The 25,515-nt window shown below is 50.2% G+C and carries 28 protein-coding genes, 1 other RNA gene and 2 pseudogenes; 19 read left to right on the forward strand and 12 right to left on the reverse strand.

The window, feature by feature from the left end:
- Window positions 1-7 precede the first annotated feature (7 nt).
- From EAS44_RS06945 to tfaE, 13 genes are all read left to right on the forward strand, one after another.
- A complete protein-coding gene (locus tag EAS44_RS06945; protein ID WP_000497751.1) occupies window positions 8-178 on the forward strand; it encodes a DUF2635 domain-containing protein in 171 nt (56 codons plus the stop codon).
- A complete protein-coding gene (locus EAS44_RS06950; protein ID WP_000155718.1) occupies window positions 162-1,658 on the forward strand; it encodes a phage tail sheath subtilisin-like domain-containing protein in 1,497 nt (498 codons plus the stop codon). The genes EAS44_RS06945 and EAS44_RS06950 overlap by 17 nt, the downstream gene beginning before the upstream one ends.
- Window positions 1,658-2,014 carry a phage tail tube protein gene (locus tag EAS44_RS06955; protein ID WP_000090998.1) on the forward strand — a complete coding sequence of 119 codons (357 nt, stop codon included), beginning with the start codon at window positions 1,658-1,660 and terminating at the stop codon, window positions 2,012-2,014. The genes EAS44_RS06950 and EAS44_RS06955 overlap by 1 nt, the downstream gene beginning before the upstream one ends.
- Complete coding sequence (locus EAS44_RS06960; RefSeq protein ID WP_000661051.1) at window positions 2,014-2,283, forward strand: phage tail assembly protein; 270 nt, start codon at window positions 2,014-2,016, stop codon at window positions 2,281-2,283. The genes EAS44_RS06955 and EAS44_RS06960 overlap by 1 nt, the downstream gene beginning before the upstream one ends.
- Window positions 2,284-2,424: 141 nt before the next feature.
- The gene (locus EAS44_RS06970; RefSeq protein ID WP_000807182.1) at window positions 2,425-4,260 is read left to right on the forward strand and encodes a phage tail tape measure protein; all 1,836 of its coding nucleotides are present in this window, start codon (window positions 2,425-2,427) and stop codon (window positions 4,258-4,260) included.
- Between the two features lie 60 nt (window positions 4,261-4,320).
- A complete protein-coding gene (locus tag EAS44_RS06975) occupies window positions 4,321-5,649 on the forward strand; it encodes a DNA circularization protein (RefSeq protein WP_001350765.1) in 1,329 nt (442 codons plus the stop codon).
- Window positions 5,646-6,725 carry a phage baseplate assembly protein gene (locus tag EAS44_RS06980; protein WP_000999498.1) on the forward strand — a complete coding sequence of 360 codons (1,080 nt, stop codon included), beginning with the start codon at window positions 5,646-5,648 and terminating at the stop codon, window positions 6,723-6,725. The genes EAS44_RS06975 and EAS44_RS06980 overlap by 4 nt, the downstream gene beginning before the upstream one ends.
- Entirely contained in the window at window positions 6,725-7,273 is a 549-nt protein-coding gene (locus tag EAS44_RS06985) for a phage baseplate assembly protein V (protein WP_000103707.1), read from the forward strand. Before EAS44_RS06980 ends, EAS44_RS06985 begins: the two co-directional genes overlap by 1 nt.
- On the forward strand, window positions 7,273-7,698 hold the full coding sequence (locus EAS44_RS06990; RefSeq protein WP_000424731.1) for a phage GP46 family protein: 426 nt from the start codon (window positions 7,273-7,275) through the stop codon (window positions 7,696-7,698). Before EAS44_RS06985 ends, EAS44_RS06990 begins: the two co-directional genes overlap by 1 nt.
- The gene (locus tag EAS44_RS06995; RefSeq protein ID WP_000785328.1) at window positions 7,685-8,743 is read left to right on the forward strand and encodes a baseplate J/gp47 family protein; all 1,059 of its coding nucleotides are present in this window, start codon (window positions 7,685-7,687) and stop codon (window positions 8,741-8,743) included. The genes EAS44_RS06990 and EAS44_RS06995 overlap by 14 nt, the downstream gene beginning before the upstream one ends.
- Entirely contained in the window at window positions 8,734-9,318 is a 585-nt protein-coding gene (gene ymfQ, locus EAS44_RS07000; protein WP_000539246.1) for a YmfQ family protein, read from the forward strand. Before EAS44_RS06995 ends, ymfQ begins: the two co-directional genes overlap by 10 nt.
- Before the next feature lie 3 nt (window positions 9,319-9,321).
- Window positions 9,322-10,065: a phage tail protein gene (locus EAS44_RS07005; RefSeq protein ID WP_000554665.1), complete on the forward strand. Its 744-nt coding sequence runs from the start codon at window positions 9,322-9,324 to the stop codon at window positions 10,063-10,065.
- The gene (gene tfaE / locus EAS44_RS07010) at window positions 10,065-10,667 is read left to right on the forward strand and encodes a tail fiber assembly protein (protein WP_000356380.1); all 603 of its coding nucleotides are present in this window, start codon (window positions 10,065-10,067) and stop codon (window positions 10,665-10,667) included. Before EAS44_RS07005 ends, tfaE begins: the two co-directional genes overlap by 1 nt.
- Here tfaE and EAS44_RS07015 read toward each other — a convergent pair.
- Together EAS44_RS07015 and EAS44_RS07020 are read right to left on the reverse strand one after the other, a co-directional pair.
- Entirely contained in the window at window positions 10,639-11,082 is a 444-nt protein-coding gene (locus EAS44_RS07015; protein ID WP_001089535.1) for a tail fiber assembly protein, read from the reverse strand. The genes tfaE and EAS44_RS07015 overlap by 29 nt on opposite strands.
- Before the next feature lie 2 nt (window positions 11,083-11,084).
- On the reverse strand, window positions 11,085-11,576 hold the full coding sequence (locus tag EAS44_RS07020; protein WP_001115559.1) for a hypothetical protein: 492 nt from the start codon (window positions 11,574-11,576) through the stop codon (window positions 11,085-11,087).
- A 29-nt stretch (window positions 11,577-11,605) separates the two neighbouring features.
- Between EAS44_RS07020 and EAS44_RS07025 the strand changes: the two are divergent.
- Window positions 11,606-11,728: pseudogene (locus EAS44_RS07025) on the forward strand (recombinase family protein); the annotation flags it as partial.
- Between the two features lie 101 nt (window positions 11,729-11,829).
- Here the strand turns inward: EAS44_RS07025 and EAS44_RS07030 are convergent.
- A complete protein-coding gene (locus EAS44_RS07030; protein WP_000834402.1) occupies window positions 11,830-13,719 on the reverse strand; it encodes a DUF262 domain-containing protein in 1,890 nt (629 codons plus the stop codon).
- A 385-nt stretch (window positions 13,720-14,104) separates the two neighbouring features.
- Window positions 14,105-14,322 (reverse strand): annotated as a pseudogene (locus EAS44_RS07035) (DinI-like family protein).
- Window positions 14,323-14,770: 448 nt separating this feature from the next.
- On the opposite strand from EAS44_RS07035, the gene EAS44_RS07040 reads away from it, so the two are divergent.
- On the forward strand, window positions 14,771-15,544 hold the full coding sequence (locus tag EAS44_RS07040) for an LEM-3-like GIY-YIG domain-containing protein (RefSeq protein ID WP_000353910.1): 774 nt from the start codon (window positions 14,771-14,773) through the stop codon (window positions 15,542-15,544).
- 210 nt (window positions 15,545-15,754) lie between these two features.
- Window positions 15,755-16,048, forward strand: coding sequence for a hypothetical protein (locus EAS44_RS07045; RefSeq protein ID WP_000174562.1), 294 nt, complete (start codon window positions 15,755-15,757; stop codon window positions 16,046-16,048).
- 87 nt (window positions 16,049-16,135) lie between these two features.
- Here EAS44_RS07045 and EAS44_RS07050 read toward each other — a convergent pair whose 3' ends face one another.
- The 3 genes from EAS44_RS07050 to smpB all read right to left on the reverse strand — a co-directional run bounded on the left by EAS44_RS07050 (window position 16,136) and on the right by smpB (window position 18,563).
- The gene (locus EAS44_RS07050; protein WP_000183405.1) at window positions 16,136-16,924 is read right to left on the reverse strand and encodes a hypothetical protein; all 789 of its coding nucleotides are present in this window, start codon (window positions 16,922-16,924) and stop codon (window positions 16,136-16,138) included.
- 579 nt (window positions 16,925-17,503) lie between these two features.
- Window positions 17,504-17,866, reverse strand: a transfer-messenger RNA (tmRNA) gene (gene ssrA, locus EAS44_RS07065).
- 214 nt (window positions 17,867-18,080) lie between these two features.
- Window positions 18,081-18,563, reverse strand: coding sequence for an SsrA-binding protein SmpB (gene smpB / locus EAS44_RS07070; RefSeq protein ID WP_000162574.1), 483 nt, complete (start codon window positions 18,561-18,563; stop codon window positions 18,081-18,083).
- 170 nt (window positions 18,564-18,733) lie between these two features.
- Here smpB and ratA point away from each other — a divergent pair, with 170 nt between their 5' ends.
- A complete protein-coding gene (gene ratA / locus EAS44_RS07075) occupies window positions 18,734-19,171 on the forward strand; it encodes a type II toxin-antitoxin system toxin RatA (protein ID WP_001339419.1) in 438 nt (145 codons plus the stop codon).
- Window positions 19,161-19,451, forward strand: a complete 291-nt coding sequence (yfjF, locus tag EAS44_RS07080) for an RnfH family protein (RefSeq protein WP_001117834.1) — start codon at window positions 19,161-19,163, stop codon at window positions 19,449-19,451. The genes ratA and yfjF overlap by 11 nt, the downstream gene beginning before the upstream one ends.
- A gap of 61 nt (window positions 19,452-19,512) precedes the next feature.
- Here yfjF and bamE read toward each other — a convergent pair whose 3' ends face one another.
- The 3 genes from bamE to nadK all read right to left on the reverse strand — a co-directional run bounded on the left by bamE (window position 19,513) and on the right by nadK (window position 22,628).
- Window positions 19,513-19,854 carry an outer membrane protein assembly factor BamE gene (bamE, locus tag EAS44_RS07085; RefSeq protein ID WP_001203437.1) on the reverse strand — a complete coding sequence of 114 codons (342 nt, stop codon included), beginning with the start codon at window positions 19,852-19,854 and terminating at the stop codon, window positions 19,513-19,515.
- Window positions 19,855-20,002: 148 nt separating this feature from the next.
- On the reverse strand, window positions 20,003-21,664 hold the full coding sequence (gene recN / locus EAS44_RS07090) for a DNA repair protein RecN (RefSeq protein WP_000880938.1): 1,662 nt from the start codon (window positions 21,662-21,664) through the stop codon (window positions 20,003-20,005).
- An 85-nt stretch (window positions 21,665-21,749) separates the two neighbouring features.
- On the reverse strand, window positions 21,750-22,628 hold the full coding sequence (gene nadK / locus EAS44_RS07095) for an NAD(+) kinase (RefSeq protein WP_001059176.1): 879 nt from the start codon (window positions 22,626-22,628) through the stop codon (window positions 21,750-21,752).
- Between the two features lie 122 nt (window positions 22,629-22,750).
- Here nadK and grpE point away from each other — a divergent pair, with 122 nt between their 5' ends.
- Entirely contained in the window at window positions 22,751-23,344 is a 594-nt protein-coding gene (grpE, locus tag EAS44_RS07105; protein ID WP_001332400.1) for a nucleotide exchange factor GrpE, read from the forward strand.
- 54 nt (window positions 23,345-23,398) lie between these two features.
- Here the strand turns inward: grpE and yfjD are convergent, their stop codons facing one another.
- Entirely contained in the window at window positions 23,399-24,685 is a 1,287-nt protein-coding gene (gene yfjD, locus EAS44_RS07110; RefSeq protein ID WP_010723175.1) for an HlyC/CorC family transporter, read from the reverse strand.
- Between the two features lie 20 nt (window positions 24,686-24,705).
- Window positions 24,706-25,497, reverse strand: coding sequence for an inner membrane protein YpjD (gene ypjD / locus EAS44_RS07115; RefSeq protein WP_001338897.1), 792 nt, complete (start codon window positions 25,495-25,497; stop codon window positions 24,706-24,708).
- Between the last annotated feature and the right edge of the window lie 18 nt (window positions 25,498-25,515).

The raw sequence follows: 25,515 nt of genomic DNA on the forward strand, positions 1-25,515 counted from the left end.
GATCATCATGTTTGTGAAACCTGTTAAAGGGCGGTCAGTGCCTGACCCTGCCCGCGGCGACCTTTTGCCCGCCGAAGGGCGAAATGTTGATGAGAACAACTACTGGCTGCGCCGTGAAGCAGCGGGTGATATCCGGCGCGTGAATAAAAAGGTGAACACCGATGACGATAAGCTTTAACACCATTCCGTCGAATACGCTGGTTCCGCTGTTTTATGCGGAAATGGATAACCAGGCTGCGAATACTGCACAGGACAGCGGAGCATCGCTGCTGATTGGTCATGCCAATAACGGTGCAGAGATTGTTGCCAACAGTCTGGTACTGATGCCGTCGGCAGACTATGCACGCCAGATTTGTGGTGCGGGAAGTCAGCTGGCGCGTATGGTCGAGGCTTATCGCCAGACTGACCCGTTTGGCGAGCTGTATGTGATTGCCGTTCCTGAATCCACAGGCGCGGCGGCAACGGTTACGCTGACGGTGACCGGGGCGGCAACCGAAACCGGCACGGTGAATGTGTATGTGGGACGTACCCGCGTGCAGGTACCGGTGACTAACGGCGATAACGTTACGATGATTGCCAGCAGTATCCAGGATGCCATCAATGCCGTTCCGACCCTGCCGTTTACGGCTTCATCTTCGGCAGGCGTGGTCACACTGACCGCGCGTCATAAGGGGCTTTGCGGGAATGAAATTCCTGTCAGCCTCAATTACTACGGCTTTGGTGGGGGCGAAGTGCTGCCAGCGGGCGTACAGATTGCCGTGGTGACGGGTACCGCCGGAACGGGTGCTCCGGTTCTCACCGGCGCTGTGGCTGCAATGGCGGATGAGCCGTTTGATTATATCGGCCTGCCGTTCAACGACACGGCCTCCGTTAACACGCTGGTGACCGAGATGAACGATACCAGCGGTCGCTGGAGCTATGCGCGTCAGCTGTATGGTCATGTGTATACGGCAAAGACCGGCACGCTGTCAGAACTGGTGACCGCAGGTGACCAGTTTAACCAGCAGCACATTACCCTGGCGGGGTACGAAAAAGACACCCAGACGCCTGCCGACGAGCTGGCGGCAAGCCGTACCGCCCGCGCAGCGGTGTTTATCCGCAACGATCCGGCACGTCCCACGCAGACCGGTGAGCTGGTGGGTATGCTGCCTGCGCCGAAGGGGAAACGGTTCACGATGACCGAACAAAAGACCCTGCTGTCTCATGGCGTGGCAACGGCGTATGTCGAAAGCGGGGTACTGCGCATTCAGCGTGATGTCACCACGTACAGGAAAAACGCTTACGGGGTTGCGGATAACAGCTACCTCGACAGCGAGACGCTGCATACCAGTGCGTATGTACTGCGCAAACTGAAATCCGTCATTACCAGTAAGTACGGGCGTCACAAGCTTGCCAGCGACGGTACCCGCTTTGGTCCCGGTCAGGCGATTGTCACCCCGGCGGTGATCAAAGGGGAACTGCTGGCAACCTACCGTCAGCTTGAGCGTGCGGGGATCGTGGAAAACTACGAACTTTTTAAGCAGTACCTGGTTGTGGAGCGTGATGCCAGCGATCCGAACCGCCTGAACACGCTGTTCCCGCCTGACTATGTTAACCAGTTGCGTGTCTTTGCCGTGGTTAACCAGTTCCGTCTTCAGTATTCAGAGGAGTCCGCATAATGGCCCGTATCGGGGGAACCTGTTATTTCAAAATTGACGGTCAGCAGCTATCGCTGACCGGCGGCATTGAGGTGCCCATGAACAGGACGGTCAATGATGACATCATCGGCCTGGACGGTTCAGTGGACCGCAAGGAAACTCACCGTGCGCCTTATGTTAAAGGGACCTTCAAGGTGCCGAAGAATTTTCCGGTGAGCAAAATCACCTCGTCTGATGAGATGACCATCACTGCCGAGCTGGCGAACGGTCAGGTCTATGTACTGTCGTCTGCCTGGCTGCACGGCGAAGCGAACCATAATGCCGAAGAAGGGACGGTTGATCTTGAGTTCCACGGTGAAGAAGGGGATTACCAGTAATGAAAGAGCTTGAGTTAAAGAAACCGATTACCGCTCATGGCGAGACACTCTCCGTACTGGAGTTTGATGAGCCCACCGGGAAAGATGTCCGCGAGCTGGGGTATCCCTACCAGATGAATCAGGATGAGTCCGTCAGACTTCTGGCGCATGTGGTATCGAAATACATTGTGCGGCTGGCGAAAGTGCCGCAAAACTCTGTCGACCAGATGTCTCCGGCAGACCTGAATGCTGCGGCGTGGCTTGTGGCTGGTTTTTTCCTCCAGGCCTGACGGCTGAATACCTCACTGATCGCTTCTTTGACTGCGCCAGCTACTGGCGCATTAATCCCTTCGAATTGCTGAATATGCCGATCAGTGAAATTCCCTTGCTGGTCAGTCAGGCAAACAGGATAGAGCAGGAGAAACGCACACATGGCTGAATTTGAGCTTAAGGCGTTGATCACCGGTGTCGACAGGCTTTCTCCCGCGCTGTCGAAAATGCAAAAGAAAATCCGGGGATTTAAACGCCAGGCGGAAGAAGCGTCACAGGGTGGGCTGGCGCTTGGTGGCGGACTGGCTGCGGGTCTGACGCTTTCCCTGAAATCTTATGCCGATCAGGAAAACGCCGCCACCGGGCTGAAAGTTGCCATGATGGATGCGAACGGTGAGGTCGGAAAGCGCTTTCAGGACATCAATAAACTGGCTATTGGTCTGGGTAACCAGCTACCCGGTACAACGGCTGATTTCCAGAACATGATGCAGATGCTGGTGCGTCAGGGGATCCCGGCAGAAAACATTCTTGGCGGTGTGGGTAAAGCGACAGCTTATCTTGCGGTACAACTGAAAAAAACACCGGAAGCGGCTGCCGAGTTTGCCGCAAAGATGCAGGATGCTACCGGAACGGCGTCAGAAGACATGATGGGGCTGTTCGACACTATCCAGAAGGCGTTTTATCTGGGCGTTGACGATACCAACATGTTGTCCTTCTTCACTAAAACCAGCTCTGTTCTGAAGATGGTGAACAAGGACGGTCTTCAGGCTGCACAGAGCCTTGCCCCCATCAGCGTCATGATGGATCAGATGGGGATGAACGGGGAGTCGGCAGGTAACGCCCTGCGAAAAGTTATCCAGTCCGGATTAAGCGTTAAGAAAATCAGGGACGTCAATAAAGTCATGGCCCGCCAGAAACTCGGGGTACAGCTCGATTTTACTGACGGCAAAGGGAGTTTTGGCGGTCTTGATAACATGTTCAGGCAACTGGCAAAGCTGCGAAAACTGACCGACGTTAAGCGAACTGGTGTACTTAAGGCAATATTTGGTGATGATGCCGAAACCCTTCAGGTGGTCAATGCACTAATCGATAAAGGAAAGGATGGCTACGACCAGATCCAGCAGAAGATGAATAAACAGGCCAGTCTGAATAAACGTGTTCAGGCACAGCTTGGTACGCTGTCCAACCTGTGGGAGGCAATGACAGGGACCGCAACTAACGGCCTTGCGGCTATTGGCGGCGCATTTTCTGGTGACGCTAAAAATATCACGCAATGGCTGGGGGAGTTGGGGGAGAAATTCACGAAGTTTGCGGATGAAAATCCCCGGGTTATTCGCGGCGTCGTCGGGCTTGCTGCCGGTCTTGCGATTCTGAAACTGGGATTGATGGGCGTTGGCGGTGCCATCAGTATTGTCAGCAGGATCATGTCGATGACGCCGATTGGCATGATTGCGACGGCGATAGCCCTGGCTGCGGGATTAATTATCACTAACTGGGATGTTGTCGGACCTTATTTCAAGAAGCTCTGGGAAACCATTGGTCCTTATTTTGAGGCTGGCCGGGAACTTCTGAAGAAGGTTTTTGCCTGGTCGCCGCTGGGGATGGTAATCAATAACTGGGGACCGGTTGTTAAGTGGTTTCAGGATATGTGGGACAAGCTGAAGCCAATTATTGAGTGGTTTACCGACAGTTCCGGTGACACGGTCGATGCCATTAACTCTGCGCAGTGGGGCGCGGGTGCTTATGATGCTTATGGGACGGGAATACCGGCACGGGGATACACACCTTATCAGGCGGTGGATCCGGCTCAGTCAAACAACGCCTCCGGTGCCACAGGCCCGAATCCCTTCATGATTAACAAAGCTTCTGCGCCAAAAGTTGATGGTGAGATCAAGGTCTCTTTTGTGAATTCACCTCCGGGTATGCGGGTTATGGAAACGCGATCCAGCGGTTTTGATGTCAGCCATGATGTTGGCTATACGCGCTTTGGCAGGTAATGAAAAATTAATCTGTTAATGAGTCCCACTCCGGTGGGATTTTTTATGTACGGAGTTTATATGACGTGGAAAGACAGACTTCAGGACGCGTCATTTCGCGGTGTGCCGTTTAAGGTTGAAGAAGAAAGTGCGGGAACCGGTCGTCGTGTGGAAACGCACGAATACCCGAACCGCGACAAACCCTATACCGAAGACCTGGGGAAAATCACTTTCCGCCCGTCCATCACAGCTTATGTGGTGGGAGATGACTGCTTTGACCAGCGCGATCGCCTGATTGACGCGCTGAATAAACCCGGTCCCGGCACGCTTGTCCATCCGACTTACGGTGAGCTGAAAGTCTGTGTTGACGGGGAAGTTCGGGTCAGCACATCGAAGAGTGAAGGGCGTATTGTCCGCTTTGACCTGAAGTTTGTCGAAGCGGGAGAACTCTCTTACCCCACTTCAGGTGCGGCGACGGCGCAGACGCTGATGTCATCCTGTTCTGCACTGGATGACTGCATCAGTGACAGCTTCAGTGGTTTCAGTATCGATGGCGTGGCAGATTTTGTGCAGAACGACGTCGTCGGTAATGCCAGCACAATGCTTGGGTATGTTTCTGATGCGATGAAAGTGGTGGATTCTGCCGTATCGGATGCCGCCAGGCTGTTGCAGGGGGATATCTCGGTACTTCTGCCGCCGCCATCGTCAGGCAAAAATTTCGTTGAGCAGGTGCAGAAAATGTGGCGTACCGGGAAACGCCTTTATGGTAACGCCAGCGACCTGGTCACCATGATCAAAACGCTTTCCGGTGTCAGCCTCGGCAGCGATCTGCAACCGCGCGGCGTCTGGAAAACGGACAGTAAAACCACCGCCACGGCGACGCAGCAGCGTAACGTGGTTGCCAGCACCCTTCGTACGACCGCAATCAGCGAAGCGGCGTATGCCGTCACACGATTGCCTGCGCCCACAACTTCCGCGGTGATGCAGAATGCCACAGTGGGGCAGTCAACAACACCCGCGCAGAGCACCGGCTGGCCTTCTGTCACGCATCCGGCACTGAACAATGCACCGGCGGTGAAAAACACGGTTGACCTGCCAACGTGGGAAGAACTGACCGACATTCGCGACACACTGAATACGGCAATTGATAAGGAGTTGTCCCGTACAACCAGTGATGTGCTGTTTCTGGCGCTGCGCCGGGTGAAAGCAGATCTGAATGCGGATATCAACACGCGCCTTGAACAGTCTGCACGGATCATTCAGCGCACACCGGATGAGGTTTTACCCGCGCTGGTGCTGGCGGCGACCTGGTTTGATAACGCGGCGCGTGACGCGGACATTATCCGGCGTAATGCCATTACGCATCCCGGCTTTGTGCCGGTGATCCCTCTGAAGGTGCCAGTGCAATGAACGATAACGTCACGCTACGGGTAAATGGCCGGGAGTGGAATGGCTGGACATCGGTGCGCATCGGTGCCGGTATTGAACGGCTGGCGCGGGATTTCAGTGTGGAGATCACCCGCCAGTGGCCGGGTGATGAGGGTATCACCACGCTTCAGCCGCGCATTAAAAACGGTTCAAAAGTGGAGGTGCTGATTGGTGATGAGCTGGTGATCACCGGCTGGGTGGAGGCGACGCCCGTTCGTTACGATGCCCGTTCGGTCAGCACCGGTATTGCCGGACGCAGTCTGACCGCTGACCTGATTGACTGTGCAGCCGAACCGACACAGTTTAACGGACGATCGCTGGTACAGATTGCGCAGGCGCTTGCTGCGCCTTTCGGCATTGAGGTGGTGAACAACGGTGCGCCGTCGGGTGTTATTCCTGACGTCCAGCCCGATCACGGTGAAACGGTGATTGAGGTAATCAACAAAATACTCGGTCAGCAGCAGGCACTGGCTTACGACGACCCACACGGCAGGCTGGTGATTGGCGGTATTGGCTCAACGCGGGCACATACTGCGCTGGTACTCGGGGAAAACATCCTTTCCTGCGATACGGAGAAGAGTATCCGGGAGCGGTTTTCTGTTTACCAGGTGGCGGGGCAGCGTGCTGGAAACGACGATGATTTCGGTGAGGCCACCACCAGCGCGCTGCGGGCCCGCACAGAGGACGCATTTATTGCCCGTTACCGTCCGATGTATATCAGGCAGACAGGGCAGGCTACGGGGGCAGGCTGTATTGCGCGTGCTGACTTTGAAGCCCGACAACGGGCGGCGCGGACGGATGAAACCACCTATGTGGTGCAGGGCTGGCGACAGGGTAACGGTACGCTGTGGCAGCCCAACCAGCGGGTGATTGTCTTCGATCCGGTCTGTGGTTTCGACAATACCGAACTGCTTGTCTCGGAAGTCACGTTTACTCAGGACCAGAACGGCACCCTGACGGAAATCCGTGTCGGCCCACCTGATGCTTATCTGCCTGAACCCGAAGCCCCCGGCGCGCGGAAAAAGAAAAAAGCCAGAGTACAGGAGGACCCGTTCTGATGAGTACGATTGAAGCCATGCAGCGACAACTCCTCGGCCTGATTGGGCGGGCAGTGGTGAAAAGCATCAGTGCCGCCACGAAATGTCAGACCGTGGATGTGTCCCTGATTGCCGGTGAACCCAAAGCCGGGGTTGAACATCTTGAACCCTACGGTTTTACCGCAAGGGCAAACAGCGGTGCGGAAGCGGTGGTGTTGTTTCCGGATGGTGACCGTTCTCATGCGGTGGTTGTTACGGTGTCGGACCGGCGCTACCGCCTGAAAGGGCTGCAGACGGGTGAGGTGGCGGTCTATGACGATCAGGGGCAGTCTGTGACGCTGACCCGGGAGGGGATCGTGGTGGACGGTGCAGGTAAAACGATCACGTTTCGCAATGCACCTGAAGCACGTTTTGAAATGGACCTGGAAGTGACAGGACAGGTGAAAGACCTGTGCGACTCCAGCGGCACCACCATGTCAGCGATGCGGCTTGCCTATAACGGGCATCGTCACAGAGAGAACGGTCAGGGCAGTAACACCGACAAACCTGATAAAGCGATGGAGGCATGATGGAACTGTGGCTGACGGTGAACGGTAAACGCACCTGCGCCAGCGCACCGCTGGATCCGCTGACCCGCGCCGTGGTGATTTCCCTGTTTACCTGGCGGCGGGCGGAGCCTGATGACAACGCCGACGTCCCGATGGGATGGTGGGGGGATACCTGGCCTGCGGTACAGAATGACCGTTACGGCTCCCGACTGTGGCTGCTTCAGCGCAGCAAACTGACCAATCAGCTGGTGCAGACGGTAAGGGGGTATATCCGCGAATGCCTGCAATGGATGATTGATGACGGCGTGGTGTCCCGTATTGATCTGGATATCCTCCGCACCGGGATTAATGAACTGGGTAACAGTATCACTCTCTGGCGTCGTGACGGACCGGTAATGATTTCTTTAGATGATCTGTGGAGTGCGATAACGCATGGCGGACAGTGAATTTCAGCGCCCGACGCTGGCAGAAAATATCAGTATGCTCCGTAACGATTTATTCGCCAGGCTGGACGTCAGCGACACGCTCCGGCGCATGGATGAAGACGTGCGGGCAAAGGTGTATGCGGCGGCGCTGCATACGGTTTACGGGTACATCGATTATCTGGCAATGAACATGCTGCCTGACCTGTGCGATGAGTCCTGGCTGGCGCGACATGCTGCGATGAAACGGTGTCCGCGCAAGGGGGCCACGACTGCCAGCGGGTATATGCGCTGGGAAGGCGTCAGCGATGGCCTGAAGGTGACCGCCGGGAGTGTTATTCAGCGCGATGACCTGATTCAGTACACGGCAACTGCCGATGCAACCAGCGCCGGTGGTGTCCTGCGCGTGCCGATCGCCTGCTCAAGTGCAGGCGCGGTCGGTAACGCTGACGACGGTACGTCATTAATCCTGGTCACGCCGGTTAATGGTCTGCCGTCTTCCGGCGTGGCAGACACTCTGACAGGTGGATTTGATACTGAAGAGCTGGAAACGTGGCGCGCCCGCGTCATTGAGCGGTATTACTGGACGCCTCAGGGCGGGGCTGACGGGGACTATGTTGTCTGGGCTAAAGAATTGCCCGGCATTACCCGCGCATGGGCATACCGTCACTGGATGGGAACGGGGACTGTCGGTGTGATGATTGCCAGCAGTGACCTGATTAATCCCATTCCGGAAGAATCAACGGAAACGGCGGCAAGACAACATATCGGGCCACTGGCCCCGGTGGCAGGCTCTGATTTGTATGTGTTCAGGCCGGTGGCGCATACGGTGGATTTTCATATCCGTGTGACGCCGGATACACCGGAAATACGGGCTGCCATCACCGCGGAGTTGCGTTCGTTCCTGCTGCGTGATGGTTATCCGCAGGGAGAACTGAAGGTGTCGCGTATCAGTGAAGCGATTTCCGGTGCGAACGGGGAATACAGCCATCAATTGCTTGCACCGGCGGAAAATATCTCCATTGCAAAAAATGAACTGGCGGTTCTGGGGACGATTTCATGGGCGTGACAAACGATGATTACATCCGTCTGTTGTCGGCACTGCTGCCGCCCGGTCCGGCGTGGTCAGCCAGCGATCCGGCGATTGCCGGTGCGGCACAGTCATTAACCCGCGTTCATCAGCGTGCGGATGCCCTGATGCGGGAGCTGGATCCGCGCACCACCACCGAACTGATAAATCGCTGGGAGCGTCTGTGCGGCCTGCCGGATGAATGTATTCCCGCAGGAACACAGACCCTTCGCCAGCGTCAGCAACGACTGGATGCGAAGGTTAACCTGGCGGGCGGCATCAATGAGGATTTTTACCTTGCACAGCTTGCTGCCCTGGGCAGACCAGACGCCACCATCACGCGATACGACAAAAGCACGTTCACCTGCTCATCGGCCTGTACTGACGCGGTGAATGCGCCGGAATGGCGGTATTACTGGCAGGTCAACATGCCAGCCGCCACCAACAGCACCTGGATGACATGTGGCGATCCCTGTGATTCCGCGCTGCGTATCTGGGGCGACACCGTCGTCGAATGTGTGCTTAACAAACTCTGCCCTTCGCATACCTACGTAATTTTTAAATATCCGGAGTAATCCATGCATCGTATAGACACGAAAACCGCGCAGAAGGATAAGTTCGGCGCGGGTAAGAACGGTTTTACCCGTGGTAACCCCCAGACAGGCACGCCTGCCACCGATCTGGATGATGACTACTTTGACATGTTGCAGGAAGAACTCTGCAGCGTGGTGGAGGCATCCGGTGCCAGTCTGGAGAAGGCGCGGCACGACCAGCTGCTTACCGCGCTTCGTGCGCTGCTGTTAAGCCGCAAGAATCCGTTTAGCGATATCAAATCGGACGGCACGGTGAAAACGGCTCTCGAAAACCTTGGTTTGGGAGAAGGCTCTGCATTACCTGTTGGTGTGCCTGTTCCATGGCCTTCAGCCACACCGCCAACAGGCTGGCTGAAATGCAACGGTGCGGCTTTTTCTGCTGAAGAATACCCGGAACTGGCAAAGGCTTATCCGACAAATAAATTGCCTGATTTACGTGGTGAGTTTATTCGTGGCTGGGATGATGGGCGCGGCGTTGATTCAAGGCGTGCGGTGCTGTCAACACAAGAGCCAACTGTAGGTACTTTTTATGTGGAGCTAGCTATCATCTCGGGAACTTTGAGCGGCTCAGGTGCTAAATTTACCGATTCAGTAGGGATTGGATCAACCAGTAGTAACATTACCGTTAGCAACGGTAATGACCAGTCCGTGTCGGGTACAGTGGCCGTTAACCCCGTCGATACCCGTCCACGCAACATTGCATTTAACTATATCGTGAGAGCAGCATAATGGATAAAGCAATATTAAATAGTGGACTTGTTGCTACAAAGGCAGGGGATATTACCGTTTATAACTATGATGGTGAAACTCGGGAATATATTTCCACTTCAAGTGAATATCTTGCCGTTGGTGTTGGTATCCCGGCATATTCCTGTCTGGATGCACCAGGTATACATAAGGCGGGTTATGCTATCTGTCGTTCTGTGAATTTAAATTCATGGGAATATGTGCCAGACCATCGCGGTGAAATCGTCTATAACACCGAAACGGGAGAATCAAAACAAATCACAGCACCGGGTGATTACCCCGAAAATACAACCACTATTGCCCCATTAACGCCATACGATAAATGGGATGGTGAGAAATGGGTGACCGATACTGAGGCACAGCATAGCGCCGCAGTAGACGCGGCAGAAGCACAGCGTCAGTCACTGATTGATGCTGCAATGGCTTCCATCGGTCTGATTCAGCTGAAATTACAGGCCGGACGGAAGCTGATGCAGGCAGAAACAACCCGGCTTAACGCTGTGCTGGATTACATTGACGCGGTGACGGCAACAAATACCAGCACAGCGCCGGATGTCATCTGGCCTGAACTGCCGGAGGCGTAGGCCATTCAATATCTGGCGCACAGGAAGTATCGACCAGTTCCAGTGCGTCCAGATAATCCAGCCACGAATTATATTGCGCCAGTTCCTCGCCTTTCAGACGACCAATAGCAGCTTTGCCAGGCCACTGATGGGTATTGATGTAGGTATTGACTTCTGAAACCAAAGATATTTTTTTCATTTCAGCCGTCAACACCTCATCCTCTTTTGAAGGGGGTGGGGAATTAATCCATACTGGCCGTCCTGAACTGTCAGCGCCAATTTCTTTCCCTTCTGGATGCAGACCAAGAAATTGCTCATATGTTTCTCTGGTAATTTCAATAACATCATCAGGAAGCGTTCCCGCATCCTCATATTCTGGAAACAATTCTTGCAGATAAAAACTTTTACTTCCGGGTGAAAAGAATACTGAGTTCATTATTACCGTCCAATGATTAACGCTGAGACGCTGGTATCTGAAGGAAAGGCTGCATTCAGTGGTTTGTCGACTTTGAACACAATCGTATTATTCCCCCTGACAGCGGCAAAAGAACAAACCGCCGTCGCGTATGAACCTGTAATATTACTGGATACACCACCATAAGCTGTTGTTGATACCAGAGGGATAACGCCCAGCACCTTATTAGGAAATACAAAGGGCAATGTGGCTGTGGCAATATAAGACTTATTAGAACCTGTGATGGCATAAGCATTATCAGTCATTCCATTCATCGCCACTGGGCCGCTTATACTTACAGTAACCATCTGAATGATTAGCCCGTCAGGTTGACGAATCACAAAATTTCCATTGCCACCAGTAACCGTCCAGAAAGACATATCAGGGATTTGGTTTTCCCCGTTGCCCACATTCCGTTTTGCCGCTTCTCCCAAACCAACGTTTATGAAAATGCAGAAATAACGAGCAAATGGCATCATTCCTGCTTTTGTCAGGGAGATCTACCATGCTTATTGGCTATGTACGTGTGTCAACAAATGACCAGAACACAGATCTACAACGTAATGCGCTGAACTGTGCAGGATGCGAGCTGATTTTTGAAGACAAGATAAGCGGTACAAAGTCCGAGACCTAGGGCTGACACTGCTGTTCTTGATGCAAATTAAAGTATTTAATAGTGAGTAGCGGCCTTACTAATGTAAGGCCACTATAATCATTTTATTAATTGCATTAATCGTGTTTTGGCCATACTTTCAATGCAATTTCCCCCAACTTTTTACCCCGCTCCAGGATTTCATCCTCATCCCATTTATCCTTAACTATAAGTGGAATGTTCAGTCGTAGATTGGTGTGGACGATGAGAGCATCACGTTTTTTCAGAAATACAGCATTCTGAACAGAACGGTTTACGCTAAGGTTAAGCAAAGTTAGATTTCCCAAAGTAGATATCGCTTGTTGCCGTTTCCTTACCAGTAGCTGTTCAGGGGTAAGATCGGTTCCAGACAGAACAATTTGGTTCAATACCGTAGCATCTGAATTTGTCACCATACGACCATTTTCGAGAGGCCAACAGGAATACCAACTTTGAGGCATAAGATGATCGATATCGAGATTAGAAAGATTTGGAACATCAGGCTTTTCTGTCTTTACTTGGCGACAAAGTTCTCTTTCAAGTTCCGTTAACATTGAGCGCATTTTCGGTGCGTCGAGCCTGCCAGGATAAAGTGGAGCATTGATGCAAGCGTTGAGAAATTCTGAGTCACCAGGCCAACGTGAGGCTTCGCCATTTAAGTTATTGAGGATATTACGTAACTCAACACTGGAAATTTCCGTTTTAGCCAAGTGCCGCAATACATTCATAAATACATTGTTGTAATTCTTTGGCGTCAGGCCACATACGGCTCTTCGTACTACGTAGGAGACAAGATCATTATACATGGCTGCTTTCTCATCATCAGCGATGTTAGCTATCGAAATGAACAAAGCAAGCGGATAAAGTGTCGTCACATCATAGTCTGCGATGCGATATCCAAAGTGTGAGATGGGGGTTGTGCCAAAACCATCAACCAATTCTTTATATTGTGATGCATATTGTTTGAGGCGCTTTACTTGCAGATCTGCTCGTTGTGAAGACAAGTCCTTACTTACATAATCACGATACTCATTGTAAAGGCGAGACAGATCAATTTCACGTTGCCTTTCTGATTGCAATGTCGCATGTACTAGCCACTCCATGCGTGGTTTATTAATACGTCCACGGCGTTGTTTTTCCGACCAGTATTTATCTTCAAAGCTCTTCCACTCATTTTCATATAATTCAATAGCATTAATATTTTCATGCTCAGCGCACATAAAGATATAGTTGCGAATAAGATCCGTAGCATGAAGTTCCGCCCCTCGCCCATTTAATGTTTCAAAAATTATTTGGGCATCATCTTCAGCTTCGAGAAATATGCTTACCAGTTTCAGATCTGTTAAGACAGCCTCAATTAGAGCTACAGCATTTTCTTGTGGTGAGTGGTTTTCTATTTTAATCCATTTTATAAAGGCTTCAGTAAAAAAACATAATGCTTCTAGTGATGGCGGGTGATTAAAATGCTTACGCAACGTACCATGCTGCGTGAAACTATCAGAGAATACGTCCCGGAGATCGTCAATATTTTCAACATTAAAACTTTGAATAAAATGAGTTTGATCCCGAAAAGTTGGCCACAGTTTGAAGCGTTCTACTTCTTTATTTCGCATTGTGTCTTCGTTTGAGTTTTTAAGGCAAGGCGAAATGAGAGCCTCTAAGCTGGAAAGATCCGTAGCACGTAATGCTAATCGGATGGATGCCAGAACATATTGAAGAGTGGTCAATCGTTGCTGACCATCAATAATATGTATGGAATCTACACCTAATAATCCTTTTTTTGATTGAGGTTCCAGTACAACCGCACCAAGGAAATGGGGAGTTGGTTTTGTACCCGAGAGCCGGGATTGTACTTTCTCTAGGATATCCTCCAGTAGAGCTGACCACTGGTCTTGCTGAGTCCATACATAGGCACGTTGATAGAATGGAACACAGTATTGTCGGCGGTCTTGAAAAAGTTGTTGGACAGTTAGCGTCTCGGATTTCATGGTATACCTGTAAGCGACATTGTACAAAAGTGAGGAGTTAATCTGATTTAGAACAATCATTTTATTTTGCTATGATACAACGTATTTGTTACCGATTAAGTAAAAAACGCGTCTGAACGCTGACGTTTTAGGGCTTTACTGGTTATTCTTTCTTATCTCTTCATCATCCCATCGGCATCCTGTCGAGGTTGTTGACTTGTTGTTATTTATTTTGTCTAGGCGCTGTTTAATTATTATTGATAGAATTGATGGTGAGAGGTGATTGAAACCGTAGGCACGTCGTTTGCAAGGACGTGCTACGACTGGCTGGTGAACTTCCGATAGTGCGAGTATTGAATGATTTCCTACGTGCTAACTAGTGAACAAACAACTCTTCAGTAGACTCTCAGGTATCATTCAGAGTTTCCTGAACGAAAGTTTTAGCTCAATCTTTATCTGCAGTATGTCTAACTGAAAAACTATCGTTGCTGGTGGCTTTTACGATCATCTCCACATCGTCATAACGCTTGCCAATGTGTTGGGTTAATTCTTCCTTTAACGCGTCCACAGCGCCGTTTGGCATTTGGTCATTTTGTCTTTGGCTATGGAGATCTCAATACGCATAACACTTCTTTTGTACTGCGTTTGTAGACAGTATTATTCTTATCTGTGTAAATAAACAGTATCAAGACTTCGTTTTAGCTGCATAAGAAAAAAGAGATGGATACATTCGGAAAGATTTTGATGGTGGTAGGCTAAGTGAATAGCCTAAAGGTGTTTTACCCCAATTATTCCCCGGTATTTCTCCGCATAAAAAACAATCATAAAAAAACCAGCCATAATAGGCTGGTTCTTAAGGGATTTTTGGTCGGCACGAGAGGATTTGAACCTCCGCCCCCCGACACCCCATGATGGCGAGCTACGATCTTAAGGGCTGTTATGTGCCAGAAACAGAGATTTTTATATTCCTCACTCTGGAAATCATAATGCTAACTAGTAGGGATTATAAGTTGTCAATTGACAGTATTGTGCATATTTTGTGACTTATAAGTTAAATTATAGGCGTTGTGATATGGATATTAATGAATTTCCATCTGGAGTAATCGAACATCTTGGCTGGTATGTATACCGCCTAATTGACCCGAGGGATGGCAGTACGTTCTATGTAGGTAAAGGCAAAGGTAATCGTGTCTTTGCTCATATGCGTGGTGAGGTTGCAGCAGTGGATGATGATGAGTTACTGAATAATAAACTCAGGCAACTTCGAGAGATCAGACTTGCTGGTCTTGATGTGATCCATGTTATTCATCGACACGGTATGGCCGAAGAAAAGACCGCTTACGAGGTTGAAGCAGCGCTCATAGACGCTTATCCCGGCTTAACTAACATCATGAACGGTGCTGGCAGTAATGAGTTCGGTGCTGCACACATAAAAGAATTAATCGCTACGTACCAGCCTGAAACTATTACGTTCCAACATAAGGCCCTAATGATATCGGTTAATAGGAGTTCAAAGGATATTGACCTCTATGATGCTGTACGTTTTAGCTGGCGTGTCAGCGTTGACCGCGCTCGTAAGGCTGAGATCATACTGGCAACAGTAAGAGGTATCGTGAGGGGGGTATACATCGCTGATGAGTGGCTCAAGTCTACCCGTGAGAATTTCCCAGAGATGACTTCATGGGAGGCAGACGATGAGTTTGAAGCGACTCAATGTTCCCGCTTTGGTTTCCGGGGTAGGGTGGCATCTCCTGAAATCACACAACTTTATATAGGTAAGAAAATTCCTGATGATCTCAGAAAGAAAGGTGCTATGTCTCCTGTGAGATATTCTCCCGGTTTTTGATTTCGGAATGGAACTGGATTTCATATTGTGGTCAATTTTCGCACATGATGAGAGAGAGCCCGCGATAGTTGGCTCTTTTGTGCAAAGTCTGACCAATATTTATTCCCCTCACTGGACGTTACACTCAGACTATCCACTGCTGACATGCCAGTGATTTAAAAGGAATGCTGCTGATTTAAATAGCGAAAACTTCACTAAAGAGGATGTAAAATGACACTACCCAAGTTCAGGAATGACCTACAAGTTGAAGCTAATTACTCTATCAATCAAGCCCGTGAAATGGTTGGGAAAACGGTGAAATCTGTCCAGATTGGTTTTCAGAAAACTGGAGTACAGGTTCATCAGACTGAAATGCTAATCATCACGTTTACAGATGACACTCAACTTGCCATCTCAACAGGTTCAAACGTTGTAAACATAACGTCGTTAATTGGGCGTGGTGGCAGTTGCGAGCTTAAGCCTGCGGATTTTCACGTAGATTTTGATTTGACCTGGCAAAGATGACAAATCCGGCCGTGCCAGCGGCCTTTTTCATGCTCGTCCTGCTGGCACGGCCGCAAACCTAATCCTGTAAGGTGACACTTAAGCGTGTCAGAACTGCGCAATAACAACCTTCACTTTTCCTTCCGCGTCTTTAGATTCCAGATCGGTTTTCACGCCCAAAGGATTATTTATGTAGCAATCCGGGTCATATACAAACAAGATCAACGTATCGCAGTCTTGGTGAGCGCGGTAGCGCGCCATATCAATAAGCAACTCTCCACCAACTTTACCCGCTCCCAGAGATTCACGGGTTTTCTTCACCTCTATCACAATTTTCTCTTTTTTCAAAAGAAAGTCCTGTCTTGAGGCCGCGCCCGCAAAGCTGGGGGTATACTCTTCCGCCCTAATATCATTAAAATGAAGCGTCAGCAGTGCATAAATCAAATCCTGTACGTCATACTCATCATTAACTTCAAGCGGCGCACGGCCGTTGTACCGCCTCTTTAACTGGCGAACAAAGGTCGGAAACCTGTTAAGAATATTAAGTACGAGGCTCAGCGGCGAACCTTCTTGAGGAGTATTAGTACTGACAGCAGAGTGCGCAAGATCATCTCTCGCCGCATCAAACAACGGTTTATAACTTTTGATCAGTGTATTGTAATTAGAAGACCACCTGCTGTTTACAGTATTGAAGTCATTGTAATAATCAGACTCTTTTCCGTAGCTGTCCTCTATTAACTTTTTCACTCTGGCGATCCAGTTTTTATATTTACCAGAATCAACATAGGTTTCCATAGTGTGAGTGAGAACGTTCTGCGCAGTATATTTTGTGGAAATGAGCGCATCGTAATCTTTCTCAAGCGCCCTAAATCTTTCTTCCAGTTGTAGATTTGTCATAGTGCCTTCCAGGCTGTATAGTCGGATAACAAGGTCTGTGCGTATGGAAATTCTACCATACTTAGCCTTCTTTTCTTCACACTGGGCGTAACAGCCATTCTGTCCAGCCCCCCTAGCGTGATCTTACCTGCTGCGGCATTCGGTTGTCTTAGCTCCGGAATAATATTCGGAGATGCATAACTGTCCAGTGCCATACGCGCCCCAATCCTATATATCTACTTCATAGCTTTTCAGTAAGGAATGAATATATTAATTTCTGTGATGATTAGTATCGGAGGGTACGAATGACTATATATCGCTCATAGCAAACGCTCACATCTGTTATGGTTAGAAAGCAGGAAGAGGGGGACAGGCTACGGTATAAGAAAAGTGGGTTGTTGTTTATGGCCGCATTGAGAGTGTCGAATCAGGCTAAAGAGAAGAAGCAAAAAAGCCCGCATCAGCGGGCTTTCATTTCACTTCGGAGCCGCGGCTCCTTTGCGTATCCTTTTATGTCTCCTCACCGTCTGGTCGGTGTCCTGCTGAGACTTCTAACTTCCTGTTTTTGTTGGTGTTGTCCTTACACCGTCCAATCATGATTGGTGGAGCTGGCGGGAGTTGAACCCGCGTCCGAAATTCCTACATCCTCGGTACTACATGCTTAGTCAGTCTTTACATTCGCTTGCCAGCTGCGGACGGACACGCCACTAACAAACTAGCCTGATTAAGTTTTAACGCTTCAACCCCAGGCAGGGCTTCCACGCGATCTCTTTTGGGTTTGACCTCTCTTGATCCCCGTCCTAAGAGCGGAGGCTAGGGAGAGAGGGCTCTAAGCAGGTTATTAAGCTGCTAAAGCGTAGTTTTCGTCGTTTGCGACTATTTTTTGCGGCTTTTTACGAGGCCAACCGCCCCTCGGCATGCACCTTGGGTTTCGCAAATCCCGTCGAATCCAGAATCAGCCCCAATGTGTAACGGTAAGTATACCAGATTTATGAGCAGCATGACTAGCCCAAAAGGCGTTATCATCCTGGAATTAGCGCCTGCATAGTATGATTTTTTTTCGATTAAGCAATGGGATGGCTACATCTGTGTCAGATTTGACAGTCGATAAGATGTTCATTCGCGCCACCGGATAGGGAGGCGCGGTGAGGATTTGATTAGTATCGCTTATATAGGTTTAACGGTGGGCATTTTTCATGATACGCGCTTTATCCACCTGCCATTCGCGTTCTTTGATATCTGAACGTTTATCGTGCTGTTTCTTACCTTTGGCGACGCCGATTTTCACTTTGCACCAGGCATTTTTCCAGTACAGGGAGAGCGCCACTACGGTATAGCCTTCTCGATTGACGCGACCGTACAATGAGTCCAGTTCGCGCTGGTTGAGAAGTAACTTGCGGGTACGGGTAGGATCGCACACCACATGCGTGGAGGCCACAGCCATTGGCGTGATGTTAGCGCCAAACAGAAATGCCTCTCCGTCGCGCAGAAGGACATAGCTGTCGCTGATATTGGCTTTTCCTGCGCGCAGGGATTTAACCTCCCAGCCTTGCAGGGCAAGTCCCGCTTCGAACTCTTCTTCGATAAAGTATTCGTGACGGGCGCGCTTGTTAAGCGCGATGGTCGCTGAACCAGGTTTATGTGCTTTTTTCTTCGTCATAAGCGTCGTGAATCATCGGTAATCTGAAATCGAAAACACCCCATATCAATCCTGCGGGGGACAAGGCTCTATCTTAGCATGAACCCGATGTTACCCAGCGCCGGGATAGCGTTTTTTTTACAGCAGGATAAATGATATTATTTGTTGGATTTTTGTTGATGGAAATTGTTATGCCTCAGATTAGCCGGACCGCACTGGTGCCCTACAGCGCGGAGCAAATGTATCAGTTAGTGAATGACGTTCAGTCTTATCCTCAGTTTTTGCCGGGTTGTACCGGAAGTCGGATTCTGGAGTCCACTCCTGGGCAGATGACTGCTGCGGTAGATGTGTCTAAGGCTGGGATCAGCAAAACGTTTACAACCCGCAACCAGTTGACCAGTAATCAAAGTATTCTCATGAGTCTGGTTGATGGACCGTTTAAGAAATTGATCGGCGGTTGGAAGTTTACGCCGTTGAGCCAGGACGCGTGCCGTATTGAGTTTCATCTCGACTTTGAGTTTACCAATAAGTTGATTGAACTCGCCTTTGGTCGTGTGTTTAAAGAGCTGGCAGCTAATATGGTGCAGGCTTTTACTGTTCGTGCAAAAGAGGTCTACAGTGCCAGGTAAAATTGCCGTTGAGGTGGCTTATGCGCTACCTGAGAAGCAGTACCTGCAGCGCGTGACGTTGCAGGAGGGCGCGACGGTTGAAGAAGCTATTCGCGCCAGTGGTTTGCTGGAATTGCGTACCGATATCGATTTAACTAAAAACAAAGTCGGCATTTACAGCCGTCCGGCAAAACTCAGCGATATTGTGCATGATGGCGATCGGGTGGAGATTTATCGTCCTCTCATTGCCGATCCGAAAGAGCTTCGCAGGCAACGAGCAGAAAAATCAGCGAATAAATAACAGACAGAAAAAAGGTGCTCATTGAGCACCTTTTTTAACGTCTTTGAGAGCAACTTTATTATTAGTTACCACTCAGCGCAGGTTTGTTATCAATGTTGGTCAACACACCGCTACTGTTAAAGGTCAGCGTCAGCGTTTGCTGCGTTACACCTTCATGACCAGGTTGCTGGCGGAAGACATAGAACCAGGTATTTGTACCAAATGGATCGGACATCAGCGGTGTACCCAATGCGTACGCAACTTGTTGTTGCGTCATGCCAACACGTATTTTGGATACGTCGTTAGCGGTCAGATAGTTCCCCTGGTTGATGTCAGGACGGTAAACCACTCGCTCCAGAGTGGAACAGCCTGCGGTCAACATCAATAGTACTGCTGCTGCAGCAGTCAGCGTTTTACAGCGCATAGTGATTTGATTCCTTTTCGGGCCCGAGCAGTACGTGGCTCATCTGTAATATGCCGATGATAATAGACCTTTCATCACTTTAAAACCTTTTGCTTTCCGGTCTTACGGCGTTTTGCTGTTTACTCTGACCGTGAAGCAGGAAAAAAGTTTACGCCGCAAGCAGTTCTTTCGCATTCGCCAGTGTGTTACGTGTGACTTCACTGCCACCAAGCAGGCGCGCCAACTCTTGTAACCGCGCTTTTTTATCCAGGGATTGCATATGCGTTTCTGTCATCGCACCATCGGTTTCTTTGCTGACAAAATAGTGTTGATGACCACATCCCGCGACTTGTGGCAGGTGGGTAACACACATCACCTGAGTTGATTCGCCAAGTTGACGTAGCAGTTTGCCGACAACTGCCGCTGTTGGGCCGCTAATCCCTACATCCACTTCATCAAAAATCAGTGCCGGGGTTTCCATTTTACGCGCGGTAATGACCTGGATTGCCAATGCGATGCGGGACAACTCACCACCGGATGCGACTTTGGCAATAGGCTGCATTGGCTGACCTGGGTTGGTGGTTACCCGAAACTCAATACGATCAGCGCCGTCAGCGCCCAGGTGATGCTCGTCAAATTTAACATCGATCGTAAACTGCCCATGTGGCATAGAGAGTGCATGCATACTATCGGTGATCAGCTGTGCCAACTCATTTGCATAATGCTGGCGTTGCTGGTGTAACGCGCGCGCCGTTTCCAGTGCCTGCTGATGATGTTTCGTTACCGCCAGCGCGAGCGTTTCTTGTGAGTCGGCCTGATCGTCCAGTTGCTGCTGTTCTTCCAGTAGCGACTGGTAATACTGTGGCAATGCCTCAGGGCTGACGTGATGTTTACGTGCCAGCGAAATCTGTTTTGAGATGCGCTGTTCAAGTTCAAACAGTCGGTTGGGATCGAGATCCAGACGATCGCAGTAGTGGCGTAGTTCATCACTGGCTTCAGCAATCTGGATGGTAGCCTCTTCCAGCATATCAAGTACGCCGGACAGTTTGCTGTCCATGCCAATCAATTCGCTCACCAGTTGTTTAGCCGTGTAAAGTTGACTTTGCAGATTTGCGTCTTCACCGTCAGCCATTAATGCCAATGCATTCTGGCTGGTGGTCAGCAATTGACCGCTGTTCGCCAGACGTTTGTACTCTTCGTCGATTTGCTCAAACTCTCCAGGCTGCGGATTAAATTCGTTAAGTTCTTTTAATTGGTATTGCAGCAGCTCCGCACGGGCGGCGCGTTCCTGACTTAACTGCTGATGATGCGCGAGGTCACGGCAGCTTTGATGCCACAACTGATAACGTGCGGTCATTTCCTGGAGCTGAGAGGTTTCATTGGCATAGCCATCAAGCAGGAATTTTTGGTGCTCGGGTTTGGTGAGTAACTGATGAGCGTGCTGACCATGGATCTGAATCAGCAACTGACCCAGTTCGCGCAGTTGTGACAGAGGAACAGCTGTACCGTTGATGAAACCACGGGAGCGACCATCGCTGCTGATTACGCGACGAAGCAAACATTCATGCCCGTCTTCAAGCTGGTTTTCTTCCAGCCAACGCAGGGCCGCTGGCGTATCTTTCAGAGAAAAACGGGCGCACAGGTCGGCACGAGCAGCGCCGGTACGCACCATGTCGGCTTCAGCGCGACCACCGAGACAAAGGCCGAGGGCATCTATTGCAATAGATTTACCCGCGCCGGTCTCGCCAGTTATTACGGTCATGCCGCTATGAAAATCAATCTCAAGCTCACGAACGATAGCAAAGTTGCTGATGGTCAGTTGTGCCAACATAGTTGTTTTCCTGTATGAAAAACCATTACTGTTATTGTGTACAGTATAAACTGGTTTTATATACAGTAAAGAGGCTGGCGTAAAATTAGAATAATTTTTTTGACCAGCCGAGCTTGGTGCTTAATGTATTGAAATAACTGTAATCTTTCGGATGAATCAGATTCAGATGGTAATCACAGCGACGAATCAGGACATCTTCACCTTCCTGAATCGGCAGTGCTATCTGGCTGTCGCAACTGATTTCCAGGTCGTTACGGCGATGCGAAAAACGTAGACGGATCGTGCTGCTGCTGTTTATGACCAGTGGTCGTGCTGACAACGTATGCGGGAACATGGGCACCAGGGTAATCGCATCCAGAGAGGGTGTCAGAATAGGACCGCCCGCAGAGAGGGAATATGCGGTGGAGCCTGTTGGCGTCGAAATAATCAGTCCATCGGAACGCTGCGAAAACGCAAAGATCTCGTCGATATACACTTCGAACTCAATCATATGCGCCACTTTGCCAGGGTGAAGTACCACTTCGTTAATCGCCGTGCTGATGCGTTTCTGGCAATCTTGCTGACAGACTTGCGCTTCCAGCAAAAAACGTTTCTCGCTGATGTAGTGGCCTTCCAGCACATCGGCTAATTGTTGCTGGGCGTTATCGGGATCAAGGTCAGTCAGGAAACCCAGGTTGCCACGGTTGATTCCAATAACTTTAATATCATAGCGCGCGAGCGTGCGCGCCGCGCCCAGCATATTACCGTCGCCGCCAACGACAACCGCGAGATCAGCCTGTTGCCCAATCTCCGCGAGCGTGCCAGTTTTCACATTCTTCAGTTGCAGTTCGTGAGCGATTTGTTGCTCAACGATGACCTCGTAACCTTTTGTGCACAGCCAGCGGTAGAGCATTTCATGTGTTGTCAGTGCAGTGGGGTGCCGTGGGTGTCCCACAATGCCAATACACTTGAAATGATTATTCATTTTTCCGAGGTCCTTGTTGCGAAGATTGATGACAATGTGAGTGCTTCCCTTGAAACCCTGAAACTGATCCCCATAATAAGCGAAGTTAGCGAGATGAATGCGAAAAAAACGCGGAGAAATTCATGAGTAGTAAAGAACAGAAAACGCCTGAGGGGCAAGCCCCGGAAGAAATTATCATGGATCAGCACGAAGAGATTGAGGCAGTTGAGCCAGAAGCTTCTGCTGAGCAGGTGGATCCGCGCGATGAAAAAATTGCGAATCTCGAAGCTCAGCTGGCTGAAGCCCAGACCCGTGAACGTGACGGCATTTTGCGCGTAAAAGCCGAAATGGAAAACCTGCGTCGTCGTACTGAACTGGATATTGAAAAAGCTCACAAATTCGCGCTGGAGAAATTCATCAACGAATTGCTGCCGGTGATTGATAGCCTGGATCGGGCGCTGGAAGTGGCTGATAAAGCTAACCCGGATATGTCCGCGATGGTTGAAGGTATTGAGCTGACGCTGAAGTCGATGCTGGATGTTGTGCGTAAGTTTGGCGTTGAAGTGATCGCCGAAACCAACGTCCCACTGGACCCAAATGTGCATCAGGCCATCGCAATGGTGGAATCTGATGACGTTGCGCCAGGTAACGTACTGGGCATTATGCAGAAAGGTTATACGCTGAACGGTCGTACGATTCGTGCGGCGATGGTTACTGTAGCGAAAGCAAAAGATTAATTTCTGCTTTCGTAATAAATCACGGCCCAGCATGCGAATGCCGGGCCGTTTTCGTTACTCCGCCACACTCTCGCGCAGCGGTTTTACAGGAAAAACTTTTACCTGCTTAATCATATTGTCCTGTACGTCGAGAATATCGATATCGTACTCGCCTATACGCACGCGGGTGCCTGCTACCGGGATCTCCTCCAGCGCTTCCAGAATGACGCCGTTAACAGTACGAGCATCATCTTCCGGTAGATGCCAGTTAAAGGCTTTGTTAATTTCTCGCACGTTGGCGGTGCCATCGATAATCACCGACCCGTCGTTTTGCGGCGTGACCTCTTCGGCAAGTGTTGGCGACATCGACGTGGTGAAATCGCCGACAATCTCTTCGAGAATATCTTCGACCGTCACCAGTCCCTGAATGTCTCCATACTCGTTGACGACCAGGCCGACTTTCTTTTTGTTGCGCTGAAACTTCACCAACTGTGTGCTGAGCGGCGTACCCTCCGGGACAAAATAGATCTCGTCCGCGGCGCGTAGCATGGTTTCTTTGGTGAACTCTTTTTTCTCCGACATGAGTCGCCAGGCTTCACGCACACGCAGCATACTGATGGCGTCGTCCAGCGAATCACGGTAGAGCACGATGCGCCCGTGAGGTGAGTGGGAGAGTTGGCGCAGAATCGATTTCCAGTCATCGTTGATATCAATACCGATAATTTCACTGCGCGGCACCATGATGTCATCGACGGTCATCTTTTCCAGATCGAGCACCGACAGCAGCATATCCTGATTGCGACGGGAAATTTGTGAGCGTGATTCGTGCACGATGGTACGCAACTCTTCTTTGCTTAAAGAGCCGCTAACCACGATATCGGTTTTGATGCCCATCATGCGCATTAACATGCGGGTAATAGCATTCAGCAACCAGACCAGCGGCATCATCAAAATTTGCAGCGGAGCCAGTAGAAAACTACTCGGATAAGCGACTTTTTCCGGGTACAGCGCGGCAATGGTTTTCGGCAATACTTCAGCAAAAACCAGCACTACGAAGGTCAGCACGCCAGTCGCAATTGCCACGCCAGCATCGCCATACAAGCGCATCCCGACAATAGTGCCGAGTGCGGAAGCAAGGATATTGACCAGATTATTGCCGATTAACACCAGGCTTATCAGGCGGTCTGGCTTGCGCAGTAATTTTTCGACGCGTTTTGCCGAGCGATTACCTTGCTTCGCCATGTGTCTCAGGCGATAGCGGTTGAGTGTCATCATTCCAGTTTCTGAACCGGAAAAATAGGCTGAAATGACCACCATGATGATCAGAATAATGATCAACGTAGTAGTAGAAATGTGTTCCAGGGGAAACTCCTTTTCTGGGGTTAGCTGATTAACTGCTGGACAATTCGGCTGCCGAAGTAGGCCAGTGTCAGAATGACTGCACCCGCAACGTTAAACCAGACGACGCGGCGTCCACGCCATCCTTCATGATAATGTCCCCACAGCAGCACAATATAGACAAACCACGCCACGATAGAGAGCACGGCCTTGTCGATATTTTCCATGCTAAATAAGTTGTGCATGTAGAACAGGCCAGTGCAAAGAGTGAGCGTTAGCAGCACCACGCCAATCTGCGTGATATGGAACATTTTACGCTCGATACTCATCAATGGAGGCATTTCCTGGTTAAACGCCAGCTTCTTGTTCTTCAGTTGGTAATCAATCCACGCCAGTTGCAGCGCGTACAGGGCAGCGATAATTAGCGTGGCATAGGAAAAAAGCGATAAGCCAATGTGCACCAGCATCCCCGGCGTTGCTTCCAGATGGGTGATGTATTCATTGGGCATGAAGGTCGCCAGCGCCAGGTTGATAAGCGCAAAGGCATAGACAATGGGTAGCAACAACCAGCCACGATTGCGAGAAGCCACAATGGTCATTACCGTACAGATCATCAAACTGACCAATGAACCAACGTTCAGCAGGCTGAGGTTTTGTCCGCTATCACCGTCGGGCAGGATGCGGGCTTCCAGAGCGATTGCGTGGCAGACCAGCGCGATGACCGCAGAAATAATAGCCATGCGCCGCCAGCCGCCGTTTTTTTGCAGCAGACCGGGAACAATCAGCGCAAGACTGACGGAGTAGGCGACAAGCGCGAGCAGAGCAAAAACGGGCATAGTAATGTCGACAGTTTG

Origin of the sequence: Escherichia coli DSM 30083 = JCM 1649 = ATCC 11775, from assembly GCF_003697165.2 — a bacterium.
In the GTDB taxonomy this organism is placed as follows: Bacteria; Pseudomonadota; Gammaproteobacteria; order Enterobacterales; family Enterobacteriaceae; genus Escherichia; species Escherichia coli.

Coding starts and splice junctions, on each gene's coding strand:
- EAS44_RS06945 (WP_000497751.1), top strand. CDS start 8: ATGTTTGTGAAACCTGTTAAAGGGCGGTCAGTGCCTGACCCTGCCCGC.
- EAS44_RS06950 (WP_000155718.1), top strand. CDS start 162: ATGACGATAAGCTTTAACACCATTCCGTCGAATACGCTGGTTCCGCTG.
- EAS44_RS06955 (WP_000090998.1), top strand. CDS start 1,658: ATGGCCCGTATCGGGGGAACCTGTTATTTCAAAATTGACGGTCAGCAG.
- EAS44_RS06960 (WP_000661051.1), top strand. CDS start 2,014: ATGAAAGAGCTTGAGTTAAAGAAACCGATTACCGCTCATGGCGAGACA.
- EAS44_RS06970 (WP_000807182.1), top strand. CDS start 2,425: ATGGCTGAATTTGAGCTTAAGGCGTTGATCACCGGTGTCGACAGGCTT.
- EAS44_RS06975 (WP_001350765.1), top strand. CDS start 4,321: ATGACGTGGAAAGACAGACTTCAGGACGCGTCATTTCGCGGTGTGCCG.
- EAS44_RS06980 (WP_000999498.1), top strand. CDS start 5,646: ATGAACGATAACGTCACGCTACGGGTAAATGGCCGGGAGTGGAATGGC.
- EAS44_RS06985 (WP_000103707.1), top strand. CDS start 6,725: ATGAGTACGATTGAAGCCATGCAGCGACAACTCCTCGGCCTGATTGGG.
- EAS44_RS06990 (WP_000424731.1), top strand. CDS start 7,273: ATGGAACTGTGGCTGACGGTGAACGGTAAACGCACCTGCGCCAGCGCA.
- EAS44_RS06995 (WP_000785328.1), top strand. CDS start 7,685: ATGGCGGACAGTGAATTTCAGCGCCCGACGCTGGCAGAAAATATCAGT.
- ymfQ (WP_000539246.1), top strand. CDS start 8,734: ATGGGCGTGACAAACGATGATTACATCCGTCTGTTGTCGGCACTGCTG.
- EAS44_RS07005 (WP_000554665.1), top strand. CDS start 9,322: ATGCATCGTATAGACACGAAAACCGCGCAGAAGGATAAGTTCGGCGCG.
- tfaE (WP_000356380.1), top strand. CDS start 10,065: ATGGATAAAGCAATATTAAATAGTGGACTTGTTGCTACAAAGGCAGGG.
- EAS44_RS07015 (WP_001089535.1), bottom strand. CDS start 11,082: ATGAACTCAGTATTCTTTTCACCCGGAAGTAAAAGTTTTTATCTGCAA.
- EAS44_RS07020 (WP_001115559.1), bottom strand. CDS start 11,576: ATGCCATTTGCTCGTTATTTCTGCATTTTCATAAACGTTGGTTTGGGA.
- EAS44_RS07030 (WP_000834402.1), bottom strand. CDS start 13,719: ATGAAATCCGAGACGCTAACTGTCCAACAACTTTTTCAAGACCGCCGA.
- EAS44_RS07040 (WP_000353910.1), top strand. CDS start 14,771: ATGGATATTAATGAATTTCCATCTGGAGTAATCGAACATCTTGGCTGG.
- EAS44_RS07045 (WP_000174562.1), top strand. CDS start 15,755: ATGACACTACCCAAGTTCAGGAATGACCTACAAGTTGAAGCTAATTAC.
- EAS44_RS07050 (WP_000183405.1), bottom strand. CDS start 16,924: ATGACAAATCTACAACTGGAAGAAAGATTTAGGGCGCTTGAGAAAGAT.
- smpB (WP_000162574.1), bottom strand. CDS start 18,563: ATGACGAAGAAAAAAGCACATAAACCTGGTTCAGCGACCATCGCGCTT.
- ratA (WP_001339419.1), top strand. CDS start 18,734: ATGCCTCAGATTAGCCGGACCGCACTGGTGCCCTACAGCGCGGAGCAA.
- bamE (WP_001203437.1), bottom strand. CDS start 19,854: ATGCGCTGTAAAACGCTGACTGCTGCAGCAGCAGTACTATTGATGTTG.
- recN (WP_000880938.1), bottom strand. CDS start 21,664: ATGTTGGCACAACTGACCATCAGCAACTTTGCTATCGTTCGTGAGCTT.
- nadK (WP_001059176.1), bottom strand. CDS start 22,628: ATGAATAATCATTTCAAGTGTATTGGCATTGTGGGACACCCACGGCAC.
- grpE (WP_001332400.1), top strand. CDS start 22,751: ATGAGTAGTAAAGAACAGAAAACGCCTGAGGGGCAAGCCCCGGAAGAA.
- ypjD (WP_001338897.1), bottom strand. CDS start 25,497: ATGCCCGTTTTTGCTCTGCTCGCGCTTGTCGCCTACTCCGTCAGTCTT.